The 15,590-nt window shown below is 71.7% G+C and carries 13 protein-coding genes and 1 tRNA gene; 3 read left to right on the forward strand and 11 right to left on the reverse strand.

The window, feature by feature from the left end:
* Nucleotides 1–19: 19 nt before the first annotated feature.
* Complete coding sequence (locus B1H29_RS23385) at nt 20–1,537, forward strand: glycoside hydrolase family 18 protein (protein WP_055417073.1); 1,518 nt, start codon at nt 20–22, stop codon at nt 1,535–1,537.
* Between the two features lie 121 nt (nt 1,538–1,658).
* On the opposite strand, the gene B1H29_RS23390 is transcribed toward B1H29_RS23385, so the two are convergent.
* From B1H29_RS23390 to B1H29_RS23405, 4 genes are all read right to left on the reverse strand, one after another.
* On the reverse strand, nt 1,659–3,101 hold the full coding sequence (locus B1H29_RS23390) for a GH1 family beta-glucosidase (protein ID WP_055417072.1): 1,443 nt from the start codon (nt 3,099–3,101) through the stop codon (nt 1,659–1,661).
* Between the two features lie 164 nt (nt 3,102–3,265).
* The gene (locus B1H29_RS23395) at nt 3,266–4,177 is read right to left on the reverse strand and encodes a carbohydrate ABC transporter permease (protein WP_055417071.1); all 912 of its coding nucleotides are present in this window, start codon (nt 4,175–4,177) and stop codon (nt 3,266–3,268) included.
* A 12-nt stretch (nt 4,178–4,189) separates the two neighbouring features.
* Nucleotides 4,190–5,200 (reverse strand): carbohydrate ABC transporter permease, encoded by a 1,011-nt coding sequence (locus tag B1H29_RS23400; protein WP_055417070.1) that lies wholly within the window; start codon nt 5,198–5,200, stop codon nt 4,190–4,192.
* Nucleotides 5,201–5,205: 5 nt separating this feature from the next.
* Entirely contained in the window at nt 5,206–6,531 is a 1,326-nt protein-coding gene (locus tag B1H29_RS23405) for an ABC transporter substrate-binding protein (RefSeq protein ID WP_055417069.1), read from the reverse strand.
* A gap of 365 nt (nt 6,532–6,896) precedes the next feature.
* Here B1H29_RS23405 and B1H29_RS23410 point away from each other — a divergent pair, with 365 nt between their 5' ends.
* Nucleotides 6,897–7,952, forward strand: coding sequence for a LacI family DNA-binding transcriptional regulator (locus B1H29_RS23410; protein ID WP_055417068.1), 1,056 nt, complete (start codon nt 6,897–6,899; stop codon nt 7,950–7,952).
* Between the two features lie 622 nt (nt 7,953–8,574).
* Here the strand turns inward: B1H29_RS23410 and B1H29_RS23420 are convergent.
* From B1H29_RS23420 to B1H29_RS23435, 4 genes are all read right to left on the reverse strand, one after another.
* Nucleotides 8,575–8,647, reverse strand: a tRNA-His gene (locus tag B1H29_RS23420).
* 88 nt (nt 8,648–8,735) lie between these two features.
* A complete protein-coding gene (gene orn, locus B1H29_RS23425; RefSeq protein WP_055417067.1) occupies nt 8,736–9,338 on the reverse strand; it encodes an oligoribonuclease in 603 nt (200 codons plus the stop codon).
* 199 nt (nt 9,339–9,537) lie between these two features.
* A complete protein-coding gene (locus B1H29_RS23430) occupies nt 9,538–10,728 on the reverse strand; it encodes a helix-turn-helix domain-containing protein (protein WP_055417066.1) in 1,191 nt (396 codons plus the stop codon).
* A gap of 387 nt (nt 10,729–11,115) precedes the next feature.
* Nucleotides 11,116–11,496: a hypothetical protein gene (locus B1H29_RS23435; protein WP_055417065.1), complete on the reverse strand. Its 381-nt coding sequence runs from the start codon at nt 11,494–11,496 to the stop codon at nt 11,116–11,118.
* Nucleotides 11,497–11,789: 293 nt separating this feature from the next.
* On the opposite strand from B1H29_RS23435, the gene B1H29_RS23440 reads away from it, so the two are divergent.
* Entirely contained in the window at nt 11,790–12,317 is a 528-nt protein-coding gene (locus B1H29_RS23440) for a universal stress protein (RefSeq protein ID WP_055417064.1), read from the forward strand.
* A gap of 168 nt (nt 12,318–12,485) precedes the next feature.
* Here the strand turns inward: B1H29_RS23440 and glmS are convergent, their stop codons facing one another.
* From glmS to B1H29_RS23455, 3 genes are all read right to left on the reverse strand, one after another.
* Nucleotides 12,486–14,303 (reverse strand): glutamine--fructose-6-phosphate transaminase (isomerizing), encoded by a 1,818-nt coding sequence (gene glmS, locus B1H29_RS23445; RefSeq protein ID WP_055417063.1) that lies wholly within the window; start codon nt 14,301–14,303, stop codon nt 12,486–12,488.
* Between the two features lie 33 nt (nt 14,304–14,336).
* The gene (locus B1H29_RS23450; protein WP_055417062.1) at nt 14,337–14,594 is read right to left on the reverse strand and encodes a hypothetical protein; all 258 of its coding nucleotides are present in this window, start codon (nt 14,592–14,594) and stop codon (nt 14,337–14,339) included.
* A 90-nt stretch (nt 14,595–14,684) separates the two neighbouring features.
* On the reverse strand, nt 14,685–15,578 hold the full coding sequence (locus B1H29_RS23455) for a DUF4429 domain-containing protein (protein ID WP_055417061.1): 894 nt from the start codon (nt 15,576–15,578) through the stop codon (nt 14,685–14,687).
* Nucleotides 15,579–15,590: the final 12 nt, after the last annotated feature.

Below are 15,590 nucleotides of genomic sequence, written 5' to 3' on the forward strand. Positions count from 1 at the left end.
CAGCGAAGGCAGGCACGCGATGAGCACGCACCGGCGCAGGATCAGTGGCAGGGACAAGGCGATCGGCACGCTCGTCGCGGCGGCCGTGGCCGGCGGCGGCGCGCTGGTGTTCACCAGCACCGCGCAGGCGGCCGGAGTGGGGGCCGCGTACACGAGGACCAGCGAGTGGTCGACGGGCTACACCGCCCAGTACGTCGTCACCAACAACACCGGGCAGGCGAAGGCGGACTGGACGCTGGAGTTCGACCTGCCCCCGGGTGCCGAGCTCGGCTCGCTGTGGAACGCCGAGTCGAGCGTCAGCGGGCAGCACGTCACCGTGACCCCGCCGAAGTGGGACCCGGACGGCCTGAAGGCCGGCGAGTCCGTCACGGTCGGCCTGGTCGTCAACGGCACCGACGACCCGACCGGTTGCCTCATCGACGACGCCGGGTGCTCGGCGGACGACGGCGCCACCCCCGAGCCCAGCGGCCGCCCCACCGAACCCCCCGCTGCGACGCCCACACCGCCTCCCACCCCGACGGACACGGCCACCGCGGAGCCGGCGCCCACCGACCCGCCCACCACCCCGGCGCCCACCGAAACCCCCGGCAACGGCAACGACACCGGCACCGACACCGGCACCGACACCGGCACCGGCACCGGCACGGGCACCGGCTTCGCCCCCTACGTCGACACCTCCCTCTACCCGGCCTTCGACCTGGTCGCGAGCGCCGAGGCGACCGGCGTGAAGAACTACAACCTCGCCTTCGTCACCGACGGCGGCGGCTGCACCCCCAAGTGGGGCGGCGTCACCGACCTCGCGAGCGACGCCGTGGCCGGCCAGATAGGCGCCCTGCGCGCCGAGGGCGGCGACGTCCGCGTCTCCTTCGGCGGCGCGGCCGGCTCCGAACTGGCCACGACCTGCACGTCGGCCGACGCGCTGGCCGCGGCGTACGGCAAGGTCGTGGACGCCTACGAGCTCACCAAGGTCGACTTCGACGTCGAGGGCGGCGCCCTGCCCGATACGGCCGCCAACACCCGCCGCGCCCAGGCCATCGCCGCGCTGCAGAAGCGGCACCCGGGCCTGGACGTCTCCTTCACGCTGCCGGTCATGCCCGAGGGCCTGACCCAGGCGGGCGTCGACCTCCTCGCCGACGCGGAGAGGAACGGCGTCGAGATCGGCAACGTCAACATCATGGCGATGGACTACGGCCCCGCCTACAGCGGCGACATGGGCACCTACGCCGAGCAGGCCGCCACCGCCACCCAGGCCCAGGTCGAGGGCGTCCTCGGCCTCTCCGACAGGGAGGCCTGGAAGACGGTCGCCGTCACCCCGATGATCGGCGTCAACGACGTCGTGACCGAGGTCTTCGAGGTCGACGACGCCACCCAACTGGTGAGGTTCGCCGAGTCCAAGGGCCTGGGCCGGCTGTCGATGTGGTCCGCGACCCGCGACAAGGCATGCCCGGGCGGCCCGAAGCCCGTGGCCGACGCCACGTGCAGCTCCGTCGACCAGGAGAAGGACGCCTTCGCGAAGGCCTTCGCCGCCTACAACTGACCCGGCGCACACCCCGCGAGCGGGGGCGCGGCAGGGGCGCGGCACCCCCGTGGAATGCCGCGCCCCCGCCCCCGCCCCCGTCCCCGCCCCCGTCCCTGTCCCCGCCCCCGGGGCCCGGGATCTACTCGGCGGCCGACTCCACCGGCGGCAGCGTGCCCGTGCGGGCGGCGCGCCCGTACCAGAGGGCGCTCGACTTCGGGGTGCGCTGCTGGGAGACGTAGTCGACGTACACCGCGCCGAACCGCTTCTCGTAGCCGTAGGCCCACTCGAAGTTGTCCATCAGGGACCACAGGTAGTAGCCGCGGACGTCGGCGCCGTCGGCGATGGCCCGGCGGACCGCCCTGAGGTGGCCGTCCAGGTAGGCGACCCGCTCGGGGTCGTGCACCGTGCCGTCCGCGCCGGGCTTGTCGTCGTAGGCGGCGCCGTTCTCGCTGATGTACAGCGGCAGGCCGGGAGCCTCGCGGTGGTAGCGCATGATCAGTTCGTGCAGGCCGGTCGGGTCGACGCTCCAGCCCATCTCCGTACGCTCGCCCGGCGGCTGGTGGAACGCCACGTCGTCCGCGGCCGGCCACGGCGAGTGGTCGCTCGCGCCGTGTCCGTCGGCGCGCGGGACGCGCGAGTCCGCGTCCGCCGCCGACACCACGGTGGGCGTGTAGTAGTTGAGGCAGACCGCGTCCAGCGGCTGGCGGATCACTCCCAGGTCGCCGTCCTGGACGTGCGACCAGTCGGTGACCGACGCCGTCGCCTCCAGCAGGGTCGCCGGGTAGGCACCGTGCAGGATCGGGCCGTGGAAGATCCCGCCGGACAGGTCGTCGATCCTCCGTGCCGCCGCCAGGTCCGCCGGGCTCTGCGACAGCGGCCGGACGACGGAGGTGTTGAGGCTGATCGCCACCGAGTTGCGGGCCGGCATCACCGAGCGCAGCGCCACCGTGCCCAGGCCGTGCGCCAGGTTCAGGTGGTGCGCGGCGCGCAGCGAGGCCGCCGGGTCGGTCCGGCCGGGGGCGTGCACTCCGGAGGCGTAGCCCAGGAAGGCGGCGCACCACGGCTCGTTGAGCGTGATCCACTGCTCGACCCGGTCGCCGAGCGCCTCGCCGACGATCTGCGCGTACTCGGCGAACCGGTACGCCGTGTCGCGCTCGGGCCAGCCGCCCGCGTCCTCCAGCTCCTGCGGCAGGTCCCAGTGGTAGAGCGTGACGGCCGGCTTGATCCCGGCGGCCAGCAGCTCGTCCACCAGGCGGCGGTAGAAGTCCAGGCCGCGCTGGACGGCGGGGCCGCGGCCGGTCGGCTGCACCCGGGACCAGGAGACGGAGAAGCGGTAGGCGCCCAGACCCAGTTCCGCCATCAGCGCCACGTCGTCGCGGTAGCGGTGGTAGTGGTCGACGGCGATGTCACCGGTCTCGCCGCCGGCCGTCTTCCCCGGCGTATGGCTGAAGGTGTCCCAGATCGAGGGGGTACGGCCGTCCTCCCGCACCGCGCCCTCGATCTGGTACGCCGAGGTCGCGGCGCCCCACAGGAAGGCAGGGGGGAAGGTCACCGGGGTCACCGGCGTTGCGGACTCAAGCATGGAAGCGCTCCCATAGGCGGGTTCGTGGAGGGTCGTGGAGAGCCATGGCGGGACATGGCGGGACAAGGCGGGCCGTCCGGGTCCGTGGGGGACCCACGGGCGGGAAGTACGAGGGGGGAGGGGCGGGGCCGGGACGACGGCGACCCGGCCCCCTCGGTGAGGTGTCAGCCCTTGACGGCGCCCTGCATGATGCCGCCCACGATCTGCTTGCCGAATATCGCGAAGACCAGCAGCAGGGGCAGCGTGCCGAGCAGCGCGCCGGCCATGATGAGGGCCTGGTCGGGGGTGAAGCCGCGGCCGAGGCCGGCCACCGCGACCTGCACGGTCGGGTTGCCGTTCTGCGTCAGCACCAGGAACGGCCACAGGAAGTCGTTCCACACCTGCACGAACGTCAGCATGCCCAGCACGGCCATCGCTGGGCGCGCCGTCGGGAACACCACGTGCCAGATCACCCGCCAGCTACTGGCGCCGTCCACACGGGCGGCCTCGATGATCTCGTCCGGCAGTGCCTGGAGCAGGTACTGCCGCATGAAGAACACGCCGAACGCGCTGACCAGGGACGGGAAGATCACCGCCTGGAGCTGGTCGGACCAGTCCAGCTTGGCGACCATCATGTACAGCGGGATGACGCTGAGCTGCGGCGGCACCATCATCGTGCCGACCACGATCAGCATCAGCGCGTTGCGCCCCCGGAACTTCAGCTTGGCGAAGGCGAAGCCGGCGACCGTCGCCATGAAGACGACGGTGGCCGAGGAGATCCCCGCGACGATCGTGGTGTTGAGGATCGCCTCGCCCAGGTTGGCGTCGTTCCAGGCGATCTCCAGCTTGTCGAAGAGGTTGGAGCCGAACCAGAGCGGCGGCGGGGTCTGGGCCAGGCGCTGGTTGTCGCGGGAGGCGGCGATCGCCGTCCACACCAGCGGGAACAGCGAGCCGAGCGTGAACACGGCGAGGATGATGTACGCGATCGGTCCCGCGTGCAGTTGCCCGCCGGCCCGGGACGCCTTGGACCCGCGGCGCCGCCGCCGGTCAGGCTCGGGCACCGGCTCGGCCGGGGGTTTCGTCAGGGTCGTCGTCACGGCCGGTTCTCCTTAACTACTGGCGCGCAGCCGGCGCGAGATGACGTAGTTGACGAGCCCGATCACGATGAGGATCAGGAACATCGTCCAGGCGATCGCGGAGGCGCGGCCCAGATGCTGGTTCACCCAGCCCTGCTCGTACAGGTACAGGCCGAGGGTCTGGAACTGGTGCTGGCTGCCGCCCGAGGCGCCCTTGTTGGCGTCGAACAGCAGCGGCTCACCGAACAGCTGCGAGGCGCCGATGGTGGACACGACGACCGTGAACAGGATCGTCGGACGCAGCGCGGGCAGTGTGACGTGGAGGAACTGCCGCCACCGGCTGGCACCGTCCAGCGCCGCCGACTCGTACAGGTCCTGCGGGATCGCCTGCATGGCCGCCAGGTAGATCAGCGCGTTGTAGCCGGTCCAGCGCCAGATGACGATCGACGAGACGGCGAACTGGGACGCCCACTTGTCGTTCTGCCAGTCGACCTTGCCCAGCCCGACCGAGTCGAGCACCCAGTTGATCATGCCGTAGTCACGGCCGAAGAGCAGCACGAAGACCAGCGCGGCGGCGGCGATCGACGTGGCGTACGGCGCGAGCATGATGACCCGGTAGAAGGTGGAGCCGCGCAGCTTGTAGTTGAGGATGTGCGCCAGGCCCATCGCCATCATGAGCTGCGGCACCGTGGAGATGATGCCGATGGTCAGCGTGTTCTTCGCGGCGTTCCAGAAGAAGTCGTCGTCGAAGATCCTGGTGTAGTTGTCCAGCCCCGTCCACGCCATGTCGGTGGGCGCGGTCAGCTCCACCGTGTGCAGCGAGGCCCAGCCGGTGTAGATCAGCGGGAACAGGCCGAAAGCGGCGAAGAACACGAAGAACGGGGCGACGAACGCGTACGGGCTCCAGCGCATGTCCCGCTGCCAGCGGCGGGAGAGCCGGGCCCGTTTCCTGGCCGCCTCGGGGGAGACCGCGTCACCGGGCGGTCGGCCCGGGGCCGCGCCCCCCTTCGCGGGGGGCGCGGCGGTGTCGTGCCGGGTGGTCATTCCGGTCACTTCTCCAGGTTGTTGTCGATGGTCTTGGTGGCGTTCTCCCAGGCCTCCTCGGGCGACTTGCCCTGGGTGACGAGGATGACGCCGTTGTCGGTCAGACCCTGCTGGATGATCTGGTCCTTCGGGCCGATCACCTGGGCCGGGATGGCCTCGGCGGCCTTGGCGAAGATGTCACCGATCGGCGCGGCACCGGTCATCTCGTTCTTGGCGTCCGTCACCTGGGGCAGCTTGTACGCGGCCGGGGCGCTCGGGAAGCTGCCCTGCACGGCGAACAGCTTCGCCTGCTGCTCCGGCGCGGTCAGCCAGGCCACCAGCTTCTGCGCCTCCTTCACGTTCTTGCCGCTCTTGGGCACGCCCAGGAAGGAGCCGCCCCAGTTGCCGGACTTCGGGGCCACGGCCACGTCCCACTTGCCGGCCGCCTCGGGCTGCGACTTGCCCTTGATGGTGCCGATCATCCACGGCGGGCAGGCGACGGTGGCGAACAGGTTGTTGGAGATGGTCTGTTCCCAGGCCGGCTGGAACTGGGTCTGCGCCTGGACCAGGCCCTTCTCCGCGGCCTCCGCGGTGAGGTCGAAGGCCGCCTTGACGGCGGGGTTGGTCTTGTAGATGACCTCGCCGGAGGAGTCGTAGAACTTCTCCTCCTCACTGCTGAGGATGGCGTTGATCAGACCGCCGGGAGAGTCCATGAAGTAGGTGTCCTTGCCGGCACCCTTCTTGTACTTCTCGCCGGCCTCGACGAACTTCTTCCAGTCACCGGCCCACAGCGCGCCGACCTCGTCGCGGTCCGTCGGCAGGCCCGCCTTCTCGAAGAGGTCCTTGCGGTAGCAGATGGCCATCGGCCCGATGTCGGTGCCGAGCCCGACCGCCTGGCCGTCCTTGGTGACGCCCTGCTTCCACTTCCAGTCCAGCCAACTGCTCGGCTGGACGCCCTCGACCTTGGCCATGTCGACGAACTTGTCCGCCTGGGTCTCGACGACCTCGGCGATGTTGCCGACCTCGATGGCCTGGATGTCCTGCAGGCCGCTCTCGGTGGTGAGGTGGTTGACCAGGGCGGGGTAGTAGTTCTCGTTCCGCTCGGTGACGGTCTCCTCGACGTTGATGTCGGGGTTGAGCTTCTCGTACTCCTCGTAGAGGCCGGCCTCCTTGAAGCCCATGGTGCCGAACAGGCCGAGGGTGATGGTGGTCTTGCCGCTGCTGTCGCCCGACGACGTGCCGTCCTCGTCGTTGCCGTCGTCGGCGCAGCCGGCCAGCAGCCCGGCGCCCAGCGACGCGATGGCCGCGATGACCACCGCCTTGCGGGCGGATCGATTACGTGCTGCTCGCATTGCGTCCTCCTGTTGCCCTGACGTGCCGACCCCCCGGCCAACTACATGGTTGGGCCCGCTGCTTCATGTGGTTCGTTCGACGCTGCGGCTCGGGCGGGGAACGTGCGGGATGTGTAAGTGCCAGGTAGTGTGGGAGCGCTCCCACAAGTGATGTGTTGAAGAGTCGCCGGTCCGGGCGGGGGTGTCAAGGGACCGGACGCGACGAAGTGCGTTCAGTTATCTGCCTGTTAACTGGACGCCGCGAGCGGCGCGGGGAGACCTCGGTACGGCGGGCGGGAGGCCCGGAGCCGGTCATTACACCCGACCGGCCTGTTAAATTCCAGGCCAGCCGCAGAGTGCGGGGGTCTTGACGGGAGGCGGAGCCGATGGCAGGCCACGGAGCGCGTGGGCGGAGCGGTGGCCGGCCCACCCTCGAAGAGGTGGCGGCACGGGCGGGCGTCGGCCGCGGCACGGTCTCCCGGGTGATCAACGGCTCGCCCCGGGTCAGCGACGCGACCCGGGCGGCGGTGGAGGCGGCGGTCGCGGAACTCGGTTACGTCCCGAACACGGCGGCCCGTGCCCTGGCCGCCAACCGCACGGACGCGATCGCGCTGGTGGTGCCCGAGCCGGAGACCCGCTTCTTCACGGAACCGTACTTCTCGGACATGCTGAAGGGCGTCGGCTCCGCACTCTCCGACACCGAGATGCAGCTCCTGCTGATCTTCGCGGGCAGCGACCGGGAGCGGCAGCGGCTCGCGCAGTACCTGGCCGCGCACCGCGTGGACGGGGTCCTGCTGGTCTCGGTGCACGCCGACGACCCGCTGCCCGACCTGCTGTCCCAGTTGGAGATTCCCGCGGTGATCAGCGGCCCGCGCTCGGCCGGGGAGTCGCTGGCGTCGGTGGACTCGGACAACTACGGCGGTGCCCGCTCGGCCGTCGAGCACCTGCTGTCCCGCGGCCGCCGTCACATCGCGCACATCACCGGCCGCCTCGACGTCTACGGTGCCCAGCGGCGCGTCGACGGCTACCGCGAGGCGCTGCGCGACGCGGGCCACGACGCGGACGAACAGCTCATCGAGCCGGGCGACTTCTCCGAGGAGGGCGGGCGCCGGGCCATGGCGGAACTGCTGCGCCGCCGCCCCGAGCTGGACGCGGTCTTCGCCGGCTCGGACGTCACCGCGGCCGGCGCCCGCCAGGCACTGCGCGAGGCGGGCCGGCGCATCCCGGACGACGTGGCGCTGGTCGGCTACGACGACTCGGCCATCGCCCGCCACATGGAGCCGCCGCTGACCAGTGTGCGGCAGCCCATCGAGGAGATGGGCCGCGCGATGATAGACCTGCTGCTCACCGAGATCGCGGACCGCCGCCCGGCGGCCTCGCGGGGGCTGGAGCGGCACCAGGTGGTGCTGGCGACGGAGCTGGTGGAGCGGGCGTCGTCCTGAAGGCCGGGGCGGGCCAGGGCGGGCCAGGGTCGGGGCGGGTTGAGGCGGGGCCGAGTTGGGGCGGGGCCGGGCCGGTGACCGGCCGAGTGGAGTGAATGTCCCGGCGGCGCGCCGCCCGGGTGCTTCGGCCCGGCCGTCCTCTTCGATGGCGGCCTCGTGCGTCGACAGGGTGCGGCGGGTGCGGGCGTCGGCCGAGCCGCAGGACCGTGGCCCGCGCATCACGGCCGGGGGATGGCCCGGCCGACGTGCCGCCCGGCCCGCACGGGCGGCCCGCACGGGCGGCCCGGGCGGGTGATGACGGCGGCGGAGTCGCGCGAGGGGGCGCCGGTCGCGGCGTAAGGGGGCGGGGAACCCCCGGTGCCGCGCGGGCTCATGCCGTCGGGGCGGCGGACATCGACGCGGATCGCCGTCGGGCCCGGGCGCGGCGGGCCCCGTGAGCAGCGGCCTGGTGTCGTCGCCGGTCCGGTGGTCTCCGCGGCGACGGCGATGTCCGGTATCGACGGGGCGAGGTCGTGAGAGAGCCGACGGGGGCCGGGGCCGGAGGGCCGGCTGGGGTTCGGGGCGGCCCCGGAACGCCGTCGGCCGATGACCTCCTCGCGGAGGTCACCGGCCGACGGATCAGGGTGAGTGACGGGACTTGAACCCGCGGCCACCTGGACCACAACCAGGTGCTCTACCAACTGAGCTACACCCACCATGGCCGGTCTTCGGAACCCGTGGTGGGCTTCCCCGACCGGCTGAGAAAAAGTGTACAGGGTCCGAAGGGGTGCTCGCGCACGCCTTTTACCGGGCGGGCAGGACGTGCTTCGCGGCGATCGCCTTGGCGGTGTCGGAGTCGGGGCCCGGCTGCGGGACGAAGACGGCTTCCCGGTAGTAGCGCAGTTCGGCGATGGACTCGCGGATGTCGGCGAGCGCGCGGTGGTTGCCGTTCTTCTCGGGGCTGTTGAAGTACGCCCGCGGGTACCAGCGGCGGGCCAGCTCCTTGATCGAGGAGACGTCGACGATCCGGTAGTGGAGGTAGTCCTCCAGCGTCGGCATGTCCCTCAGCAGGAAGCCGCGGTCGGTGCCGACCGAGTTGCCGCACAGCGGTGCCTTGCCGGGCTCCTTCACGTGCTCGCGCACGTACGCCAGGACCTGCGCCTCGGCGTCCGCCAGCGTCGTGCCGTCGTCGAGCTCGGCGAGCAGGCCGGACGCGGTGTGCATCTGGCGCACCACCTCCGGCATCGTCTCCAGGGCCCGCTCCGGCGGGCGGACGACGATGTCGACGCCCTCGCCGAGGATGTTCAGCTCGGAGTCGGTGACGAGGGCGGCCACCTCGATGAGCGCGTCGTCGGACAGCGAGAGGCCGGTCATCTCGCAGTCGATCCACACCATGCGATCGTTCATGCGGACACCCTACGGCCGACGTCCGCCGTCCGTGTCCCCGGCTCGGTGCGGGGCTCGCCGGGGCAGTGCCCCGGGCCCCCGCTCCGACCTGGACGACCTCGTCCTCGAACGGCGGTGGGGCCGAGCGGGCCGGCCCGGCCGGGGCCCGAGGGGGCGGCCGGACGGGCCGGAGCGCCCGCCCGGCGTTACGCGTGTCAGGTCACGGCGCGCTGCGCTGCCCCGGCAGGCTCGCCGCCGCCGGCAGCGGCGGCACCGAGCGGCGGGTCTGGTACGGGACCGCGCTGTCCGGTGCCAGGGCGGCGGCCCCGGGCGGGACGGGGGCCCGGGAGGTTCCGTCGCCGCCCGGATCCGGGGCCGCCGGCCGGTCGCCCTGCGGACGGCGTGCCCGGTAGGCGGCCCGGTAGGCGGCCGGGGACGAACCGAGCTGGCGGCGGAAGTGGCCGCGCAGCGCCACCGGCGAGCGGAAGCCGCAGCGGCCCGCGACCTCGTCCACCGAGTAGTCGGACGTCTCCAGCAGGCGCTGTGCCTGGAGCACCCGCTGGGTGATCAGCCACTGCAGCGGGGCGCTGCCGGTCAGTGACCGGAAGCGGCGGTCGAAGGTGCGGCGGCTCATGTAGGCGCGGGCCGCCAGCGTCTCCACGTCGAACTGCTCGTGGAGATGTTCCAGCGCCCAGGCGACGACCTCGGCGAGCGGGTCGGCGCCGATCTCCTCCGGTAAAGACCTGTCGAGGTAGCGCTCCTGGCCGCCCGAGCGGCGCGGCGGGACCACCAGGCGGCGGGCCAGCGCGCCGGCCGCCTCGTTGCCGTGGTCCGTGCGCACGATGTGCAGGCACAGGTCGATACCGGCCGCGGTACCCGCCGACGTCAGCACGTCGCCGTCGTCCACGAACAGCTCGCGCGGATCGACGTGCACCGACGGATAGCGCTTGGCCAGCGTCGGCGCGTACATCCAGTGGGTGGTCGCGGGGCGGCCGTCGAGCAGGCCCGCCGCCGCGAGCACGAAGGCGCCGGTGCACAGCCCGACTATGCGGGCGCCCTCCTCGTGCGCCCGGCGCAGTGCGTCGAGCGCTTCCTCCGGCGGCGGCGAGGTGATCGACCGCCAGGCGGGCACCACCACGGTGCCGGCCCGGGCGATCGCCTCCAGGCCCTGCGGCGCGGTGAGTTCCAGTCCCCCCGTCGTCCGCAGCGGGCCCTCCTCGCCGGCGCACACCAGTAGTCGGTAGCGCGGCACGCCGGCGTCCTGGCGGTCGATCCCGAACACCGACAACGGTATGGAACTCTCGAAGATGGGGCCGCCGCTGAACAGCAGCACCGCGACGATCTCCTTGCGGCGTCGCCCGGAGAGCTTCCGGGCCGCGGTTTCCGGCGCGGCAGCGGAGTCGTGGCCCATAATTGCTAAGCCCCCCTCGGTGGTCGCGGCGCCCTGATCCTTTCGGGTCTGTCGCTCCAACACGTTTCCCCTCGGTCCTGCACGAGTCCCCCGCCGTAGACAGTCAAGATCGAATCTACTGTGTCCCGTCGCGCCGAGATGGCCGGTTCGGCACTTGGGACATTGTCGACATGGCAACTTGGCGTGAAGCAGTCGATCACGAAGCGTTGCACTCCGGGGCGCCACAGGGAAGTGCGCCTTGTCGCAGTGGCCAATCCCCGTAGGGTGCGCAGGGTCGTTGAGACCCTTTCCGTGCAGGTGGAACGGGGGTTGGGGGGTGGTGGGGGCCGGTGTTGAGCCACCATCAGAAGTTGGCTGAAAAGAGGCGGACGCGTGCGCGGAAACCGGTCAGTCGACCGGTGTGTTTTCCGCTGCGTGCCGTCCGCCCCCGCGTCCCGGCGGTCCGGCCCGGTGCCGGCGCCCGGACCGTACCGCGTCATCCTCGCCGGCCGGACGGGACGCGACGCGCTCGGACCGGCGCAGCAGCAGGCGGCAGGCGCCGGTGACGGCGGCCAGGCCCAGGGCCGTACCGGCGGCGCCGGCGAAGGAGGTGCCGCACCAGAGGAGTACGACCGGGACGAGGAGGCAACTGAAGGCCGCCCAGCGGACGAGATCGGTGACGCCGTCCCGGAGCGGCGCGGTCGGTTCGTCGGCGCCCGGCGCGTCGGGGCGGCCGGCTGCCTCAGGGGTGCCGGACGGCGGTTCGGCGGGCTGGCGCGGTCCGGACATGCGGGCTCCCTGGGACTGGTGGCATGGAGATCAACGCCCGGGCGACGCACCGGTCACGACTGATCACGGACAGTTGAATCCCGTGCAAACCGCCTGTACAGCGCAGCAACCATTGCGTTACGGGCGCCCCCTCGGGCATGCTCCGGTGAGCCCCGCGGCGGACCCTGCGCGGGATCTGGGCGAAGGAGGCTTGCCGCCGTACCCTTGGGGGTATGGGGTTGGGAAGACCATTCCCGGACACAGCTCCGTCGCACACTGTTGTCCCCCATAGAGGATCAAACGCCGAGACAGCCATGGCCGGTCACGAATTCTTCGAACCCGCGGACCGCAAGCGGCCCGTCGCCGAACCTACGGCGGCCGAGCCCCTGGCGGCCGAAGAGCCACGCCAGTCGTGCGACCCAGCCTTCAAGCACGGTGTCGTCGTCGGCTTCGACGGCTCGACGTCCAGTGAGCGTGCCCTCGCGTACGCCATCGGCATGGCACGCCGGCTCGGCTCGGGCCTGGTCATCGTGCACGTCGCCAACCGGCTGCCCACCACGGTGTGGGCCGGCTGCGAGCCGCCCGTCTTCGTCGACGTACCGGACCACCGCACCGAGGTGCTGGGCCTGGAGCTGGCGTGCGCGGACTATCTGGCCGAGGTGCCCTGGATCCTGGTCGAGCGCGGCGGCGACATCTGCCACGAACTCGAGGAGGTGGGCCGGGAGTACGAGGCGGACGCCATCGTCGTCGGCTCCAGCCACGGCCTGGTGGGCCGCCTCTTCGGCTCCGTCGCCGGGCGGCTCGCCAAGCGGGCGAAGCGGCCCGTGGTGGTCATCCCCTGACACCCACCGCTCGCGGGAGCCGCGCCGGCTCGCCGCATCCGCCGGGGCGCCCCGTGTCCGAGCGGTCCGGCCTCCCCGGTCCCGCGCGTCACGCCGGGCGAACCCGCCGGCCGCCCGCGCCCACGCGGCGGGGCCGCACACCGGTACGGCCCCGCGCCCCCGAAGGGCCTACTCCACCGTCACCGACTTGGCGAGGTTCCGCGGCTTGTCGATGTCCCGGCCCAGGGCCAGGGCCGTGTGGTAGGCGAGGAGCTGGAGCGGGATGCCCATGAGGATGGGGTCCAGCTCGTCCTCGTTCTTGGGGACCACGATGGTGTGGTCGGCCTTCTCCTGCTCCTGGTGGGCGACGGCGAGGATCTGGCCGCTGCGGGCCTTGATCTCCTCCATGGCCGCGCGGTTCTTCTCCAGCAGGTCGTCGTCCGGCACGATCGCGACCGTCGGCAGGGCGGGCTCGATCAGCGCGAGCGGGCCGTGCTTGAGCTCGGAGGCCGGGTAGGCCTCCGCGTGGATGTAGGAGACCTCCTTGAGCTTCAGGGAGGCCTCGCGGGCGACCGGGTAGCCCCGCACGCGGCCGATGAAGAGCATCGAGCGGGCGTCGGCGTACTGCGCGGCCAGTTGCTTGACGTCCTCCTCCTGCTCCAGCATCTCGGAGATCTGCCGCGGCAGCTTGCGCAGGCCCTCGATGATCCGCTTGCCGTCCCGCACGGACAGGTCGCGGGTGCGGCCCAGGTGCAGGGCGAGCAGCGCGAAGGCGACGCAGGTGTTGGTGAAGCACTTGGTGGACACGACGCAGACCTCGGGCCCGGCGTGCACGTACATGCCGCCGTCGGCCTCGCGGGCGATCGCCGAGCCGACCACGTTGACGATGCCGAGGACGCGGGCGCCCTTGCGCTTCAGCTCCTGCACGGCGGCCAGTACGTCGTAGGTCTCACCGGACTGGGAGACGGCGATGTACAGGGTGTCGGGGTCCACGACCGCGTTGCGGTAGCGGAACTCGGAGGCGGGCTCGGCATCGGCGGGGATGCGGGCCAGCTCCTCGATCATCTGGGCGCCGATCTGGCCCGCGTGGTACGAGGTGCCGCAGCCGAGGATCTTCACGCGGCGCACGGCGCGCGCGTCGCGGGCGTCCAGGTTGAGGCCGCCGAGGTGCACGGTGGAGAAGCGGTCGTCGATCCGGCCGCGCAGCACGCGGTCCACGGCCTCGGCCTGCTCGTGGATCTCCTTGTGCATGTACGTGTCGTGGCCGCCCATGTCGTAGGAGGCGGCCTCCCACTCCACGGTGGTGGGCTCGGCGGTGGTGCGGGTGCCCTCGGTGGTGTAGGTGCGGAAGTCGTCGGCCTTGAGGGTGGCCATCTCGCCGTCGTCGAGGGTGACTATCTGGCGGGTGTGGGTGACCAGCGCGGCGATGTCCGAGGCGACGAACATCTCCTTCTCGCCGATGCCGAGGACGACCGGCGAGCCGTTGCGGGCGACGACGATGCGCTCGGGGAAGTCGGCGTGCATCACGGCGATGCCGTACGTGCCCTCGATCACCCGGAGGGTCTCGCGGACCTTGTCCTCGAGCTTGTCGGCCTCGGAGCGGGCGATGAGGTGGACCAGGACCTCGGTGTCGGTCTCGGAGAGGAACTCGACGCCGTCCGCCTCCAGTTTGCGGCGCAGGTCGGCGGCGTTGTCGATGATGCCGTTGTGCACGACGGCGACCTTGTCGTCGGCCGACATGTGCGGGTGGGCGTTCAGGTCGGACGGAGCGCCGTGGGTGGCCCAGCGGGTGTGGGCGATGCCGGTGGTGCCCTTGAAACGTGCCGGGACCTTGGCCTCCAGGTCACGGACCCGGCCCTTGGCCTTGACCATCTTCAGGCCGGCCGCCTTCGGGGACGTGACGACGATGCCCGCCGAGTCGTAGCCGCGGTACTCCAGGCGCTGCAGTCCCTCGAGCAGCAGGGGCGCCACGTCACGCTTGCCGATGTATCCGACGATTCCGCACATGTATACGTAAACCTCGTGTCCCTCTTCGGCTTCTCAGCCGTAGACGATGCGGCGCAGTTGGCGGAGCGACAGCTCCGGCGGTGCCACCGCCCGGTATTTCAGGTCCGCCTCGATCCGTTCGAAGATCGTCGCGTTCACCAGGCCCTGGGCCTGGAGCTCGCGGTGGCGGCGACGGACGTACTCCTCGGTCGTCTCGTCGAAGTAGGCGAGCACGTCCTGGATCACACGCAGCGCCTCGCCCCGGCTCAGGGGGGTGGACCGCGTCAGATGATCAACGAGTTCGTCGTGCACCCGGTAGATCCTGGGGTACGAGTGAGGGTTTCGCAAGAAACCTGCCCGATTTCGGGCAGGCTCTCGTCGGCGAGATGTCCACGGACCCCCCTACATCCGCTTCAGCACCGCCTGCTTCGCCAGGGCGAACTCCTCGTCCGTCAGCACTCCGGAGCGGTGCAGCTCGCCCAGCTCCCGCAGCCGCCGCAGCAGCGCGTCGTGGTCGTCCTCGGCGGCGGCGGGGGCCGGGGCGGGCGCGTCCTCGGCCGGCCGGGCGTCCTTCGGGGCGGCGGGTGCGGCGGGTGCGGCCGGGTGCGGGAGGCGGGCCTGCACGGCCGCGGCCACCAGGGCCATCAGCGGGTCCCTCTTGAAGCCCCACAGCTCCACGGCGTTGGGGTCGTACTTGGGCGGCGCCTTGGTCGGCGCACCCCGCACGGTGAAGCGGAGGTGGCCGTTCTCCAGGCCGACCGTCGGCTGCCACTCGACCGCGACTATGTCGGCCAGAGGCAGGGTGCGGGTGCCGGCGGCCGACTTGGCGTCCTCCGCCTGCCACTTCCACTCCAGGCGTACGCGCTCGCCGTCGAAGCTCGCGACACCGTCACCGGCGGAGACCGACAGCGGGACGGAGGGACCGGGCAGCAGGTAGGCGTCCACCGGGCCGGAGGGCACCTGGTCGAGGAGCAGGGCGTTGCGCACCTCGTCCACGACGTACTCGGCGACGCCGTACCGGTCGGACTCCACGGTGAGCTGGTAGGGGTCGTGCGGCTCGGTCAGCCGGCCGCCGGTCGCGTGCAGCAGCGGATCGGCGCCGTCCCGCAGGCGCAGCCGCAGCCGGCCCGACTTCTTGCCCTGCTCGAACGATATGCCCGCCAACGCCGCCAGCGGGACGAGTAGTTCACCCAGTTCCCTGCGGAGCAGGCTGACGTTCTTGTCCCGTCCGGGAGTCAGCCGCAGGGTGTCGCCGTCGAAGACCCACGTTCCGTCCTTCTGGATGATTTCCGCCATGCGGGGATTGTT

This window comes from Streptomyces pactum, assembly GCF_002005225.1.
GTDB classification, from domain to species: Bacteria; Actinomycetota; Actinomycetes; order Streptomycetales; family Streptomycetaceae; genus Streptomyces; species Streptomyces pactum_A.

What these genes read in the sequence shown, in the direction of transcription:
- B1H29_RS23430 (WP_055417066.1), bottom strand. Translation starts at nt 10,728, where the DNA reads ATGGGCCACGACTCCGCTGCCGCGCCGGAAACCGCGGCCCGGAAGCTC.
- B1H29_RS23385 (WP_055417073.1), top strand. Translation starts at nt 20, where the DNA reads ATGAGCACGCACCGGCGCAGGATCAGTGGCAGGGACAAGGCGATCGGC.
- orn (WP_055417067.1), bottom strand. Translation starts at nt 9,338, where the DNA reads ATGAACGATCGCATGGTGTGGATCGACTGCGAGATGACCGGCCTCTCG.
- B1H29_RS23435 (WP_055417065.1), bottom strand. Translation starts at nt 11,496, where the DNA reads ATGTCCGGACCGCGCCAGCCCGCCGAACCGCCGTCCGGCACCCCTGAG.
- B1H29_RS23400 (WP_055417070.1), bottom strand. Translation starts at nt 5,200, where the DNA reads ATGACCACCCGGCACGACACCGCCGCGCCCCCCGCGAAGGGGGGCGCG.
- B1H29_RS23455 (WP_055417061.1), bottom strand. Translation starts at nt 15,578, where the DNA reads ATGGCGGAAATCATCCAGAAGGACGGAACGTGGGTCTTCGACGGCGAC.
- glmS (WP_055417063.1), bottom strand. Translation starts at nt 14,303, where the DNA reads ATGTGCGGAATCGTCGGATACATCGGCAAGCGTGACGTGGCGCCCCTG.
- B1H29_RS23440 (WP_055417064.1), top strand. Translation starts at nt 11,790, where the DNA reads ATGGCCGGTCACGAATTCTTCGAACCCGCGGACCGCAAGCGGCCCGTC.
- B1H29_RS23390 (WP_055417072.1), bottom strand. Translation starts at nt 3,101, where the DNA reads ATGCTTGAGTCCGCAACGCCGGTGACCCCGGTGACCTTCCCCCCTGCC.
- B1H29_RS23405 (WP_055417069.1), bottom strand. Translation starts at nt 6,531, where the DNA reads ATGCGAGCAGCACGTAATCGATCCGCCCGCAAGGCGGTGGTCATCGCG.
- B1H29_RS23410 (WP_055417068.1), top strand. Translation starts at nt 6,897, where the DNA reads ATGGCAGGCCACGGAGCGCGTGGGCGGAGCGGTGGCCGGCCCACCCTC.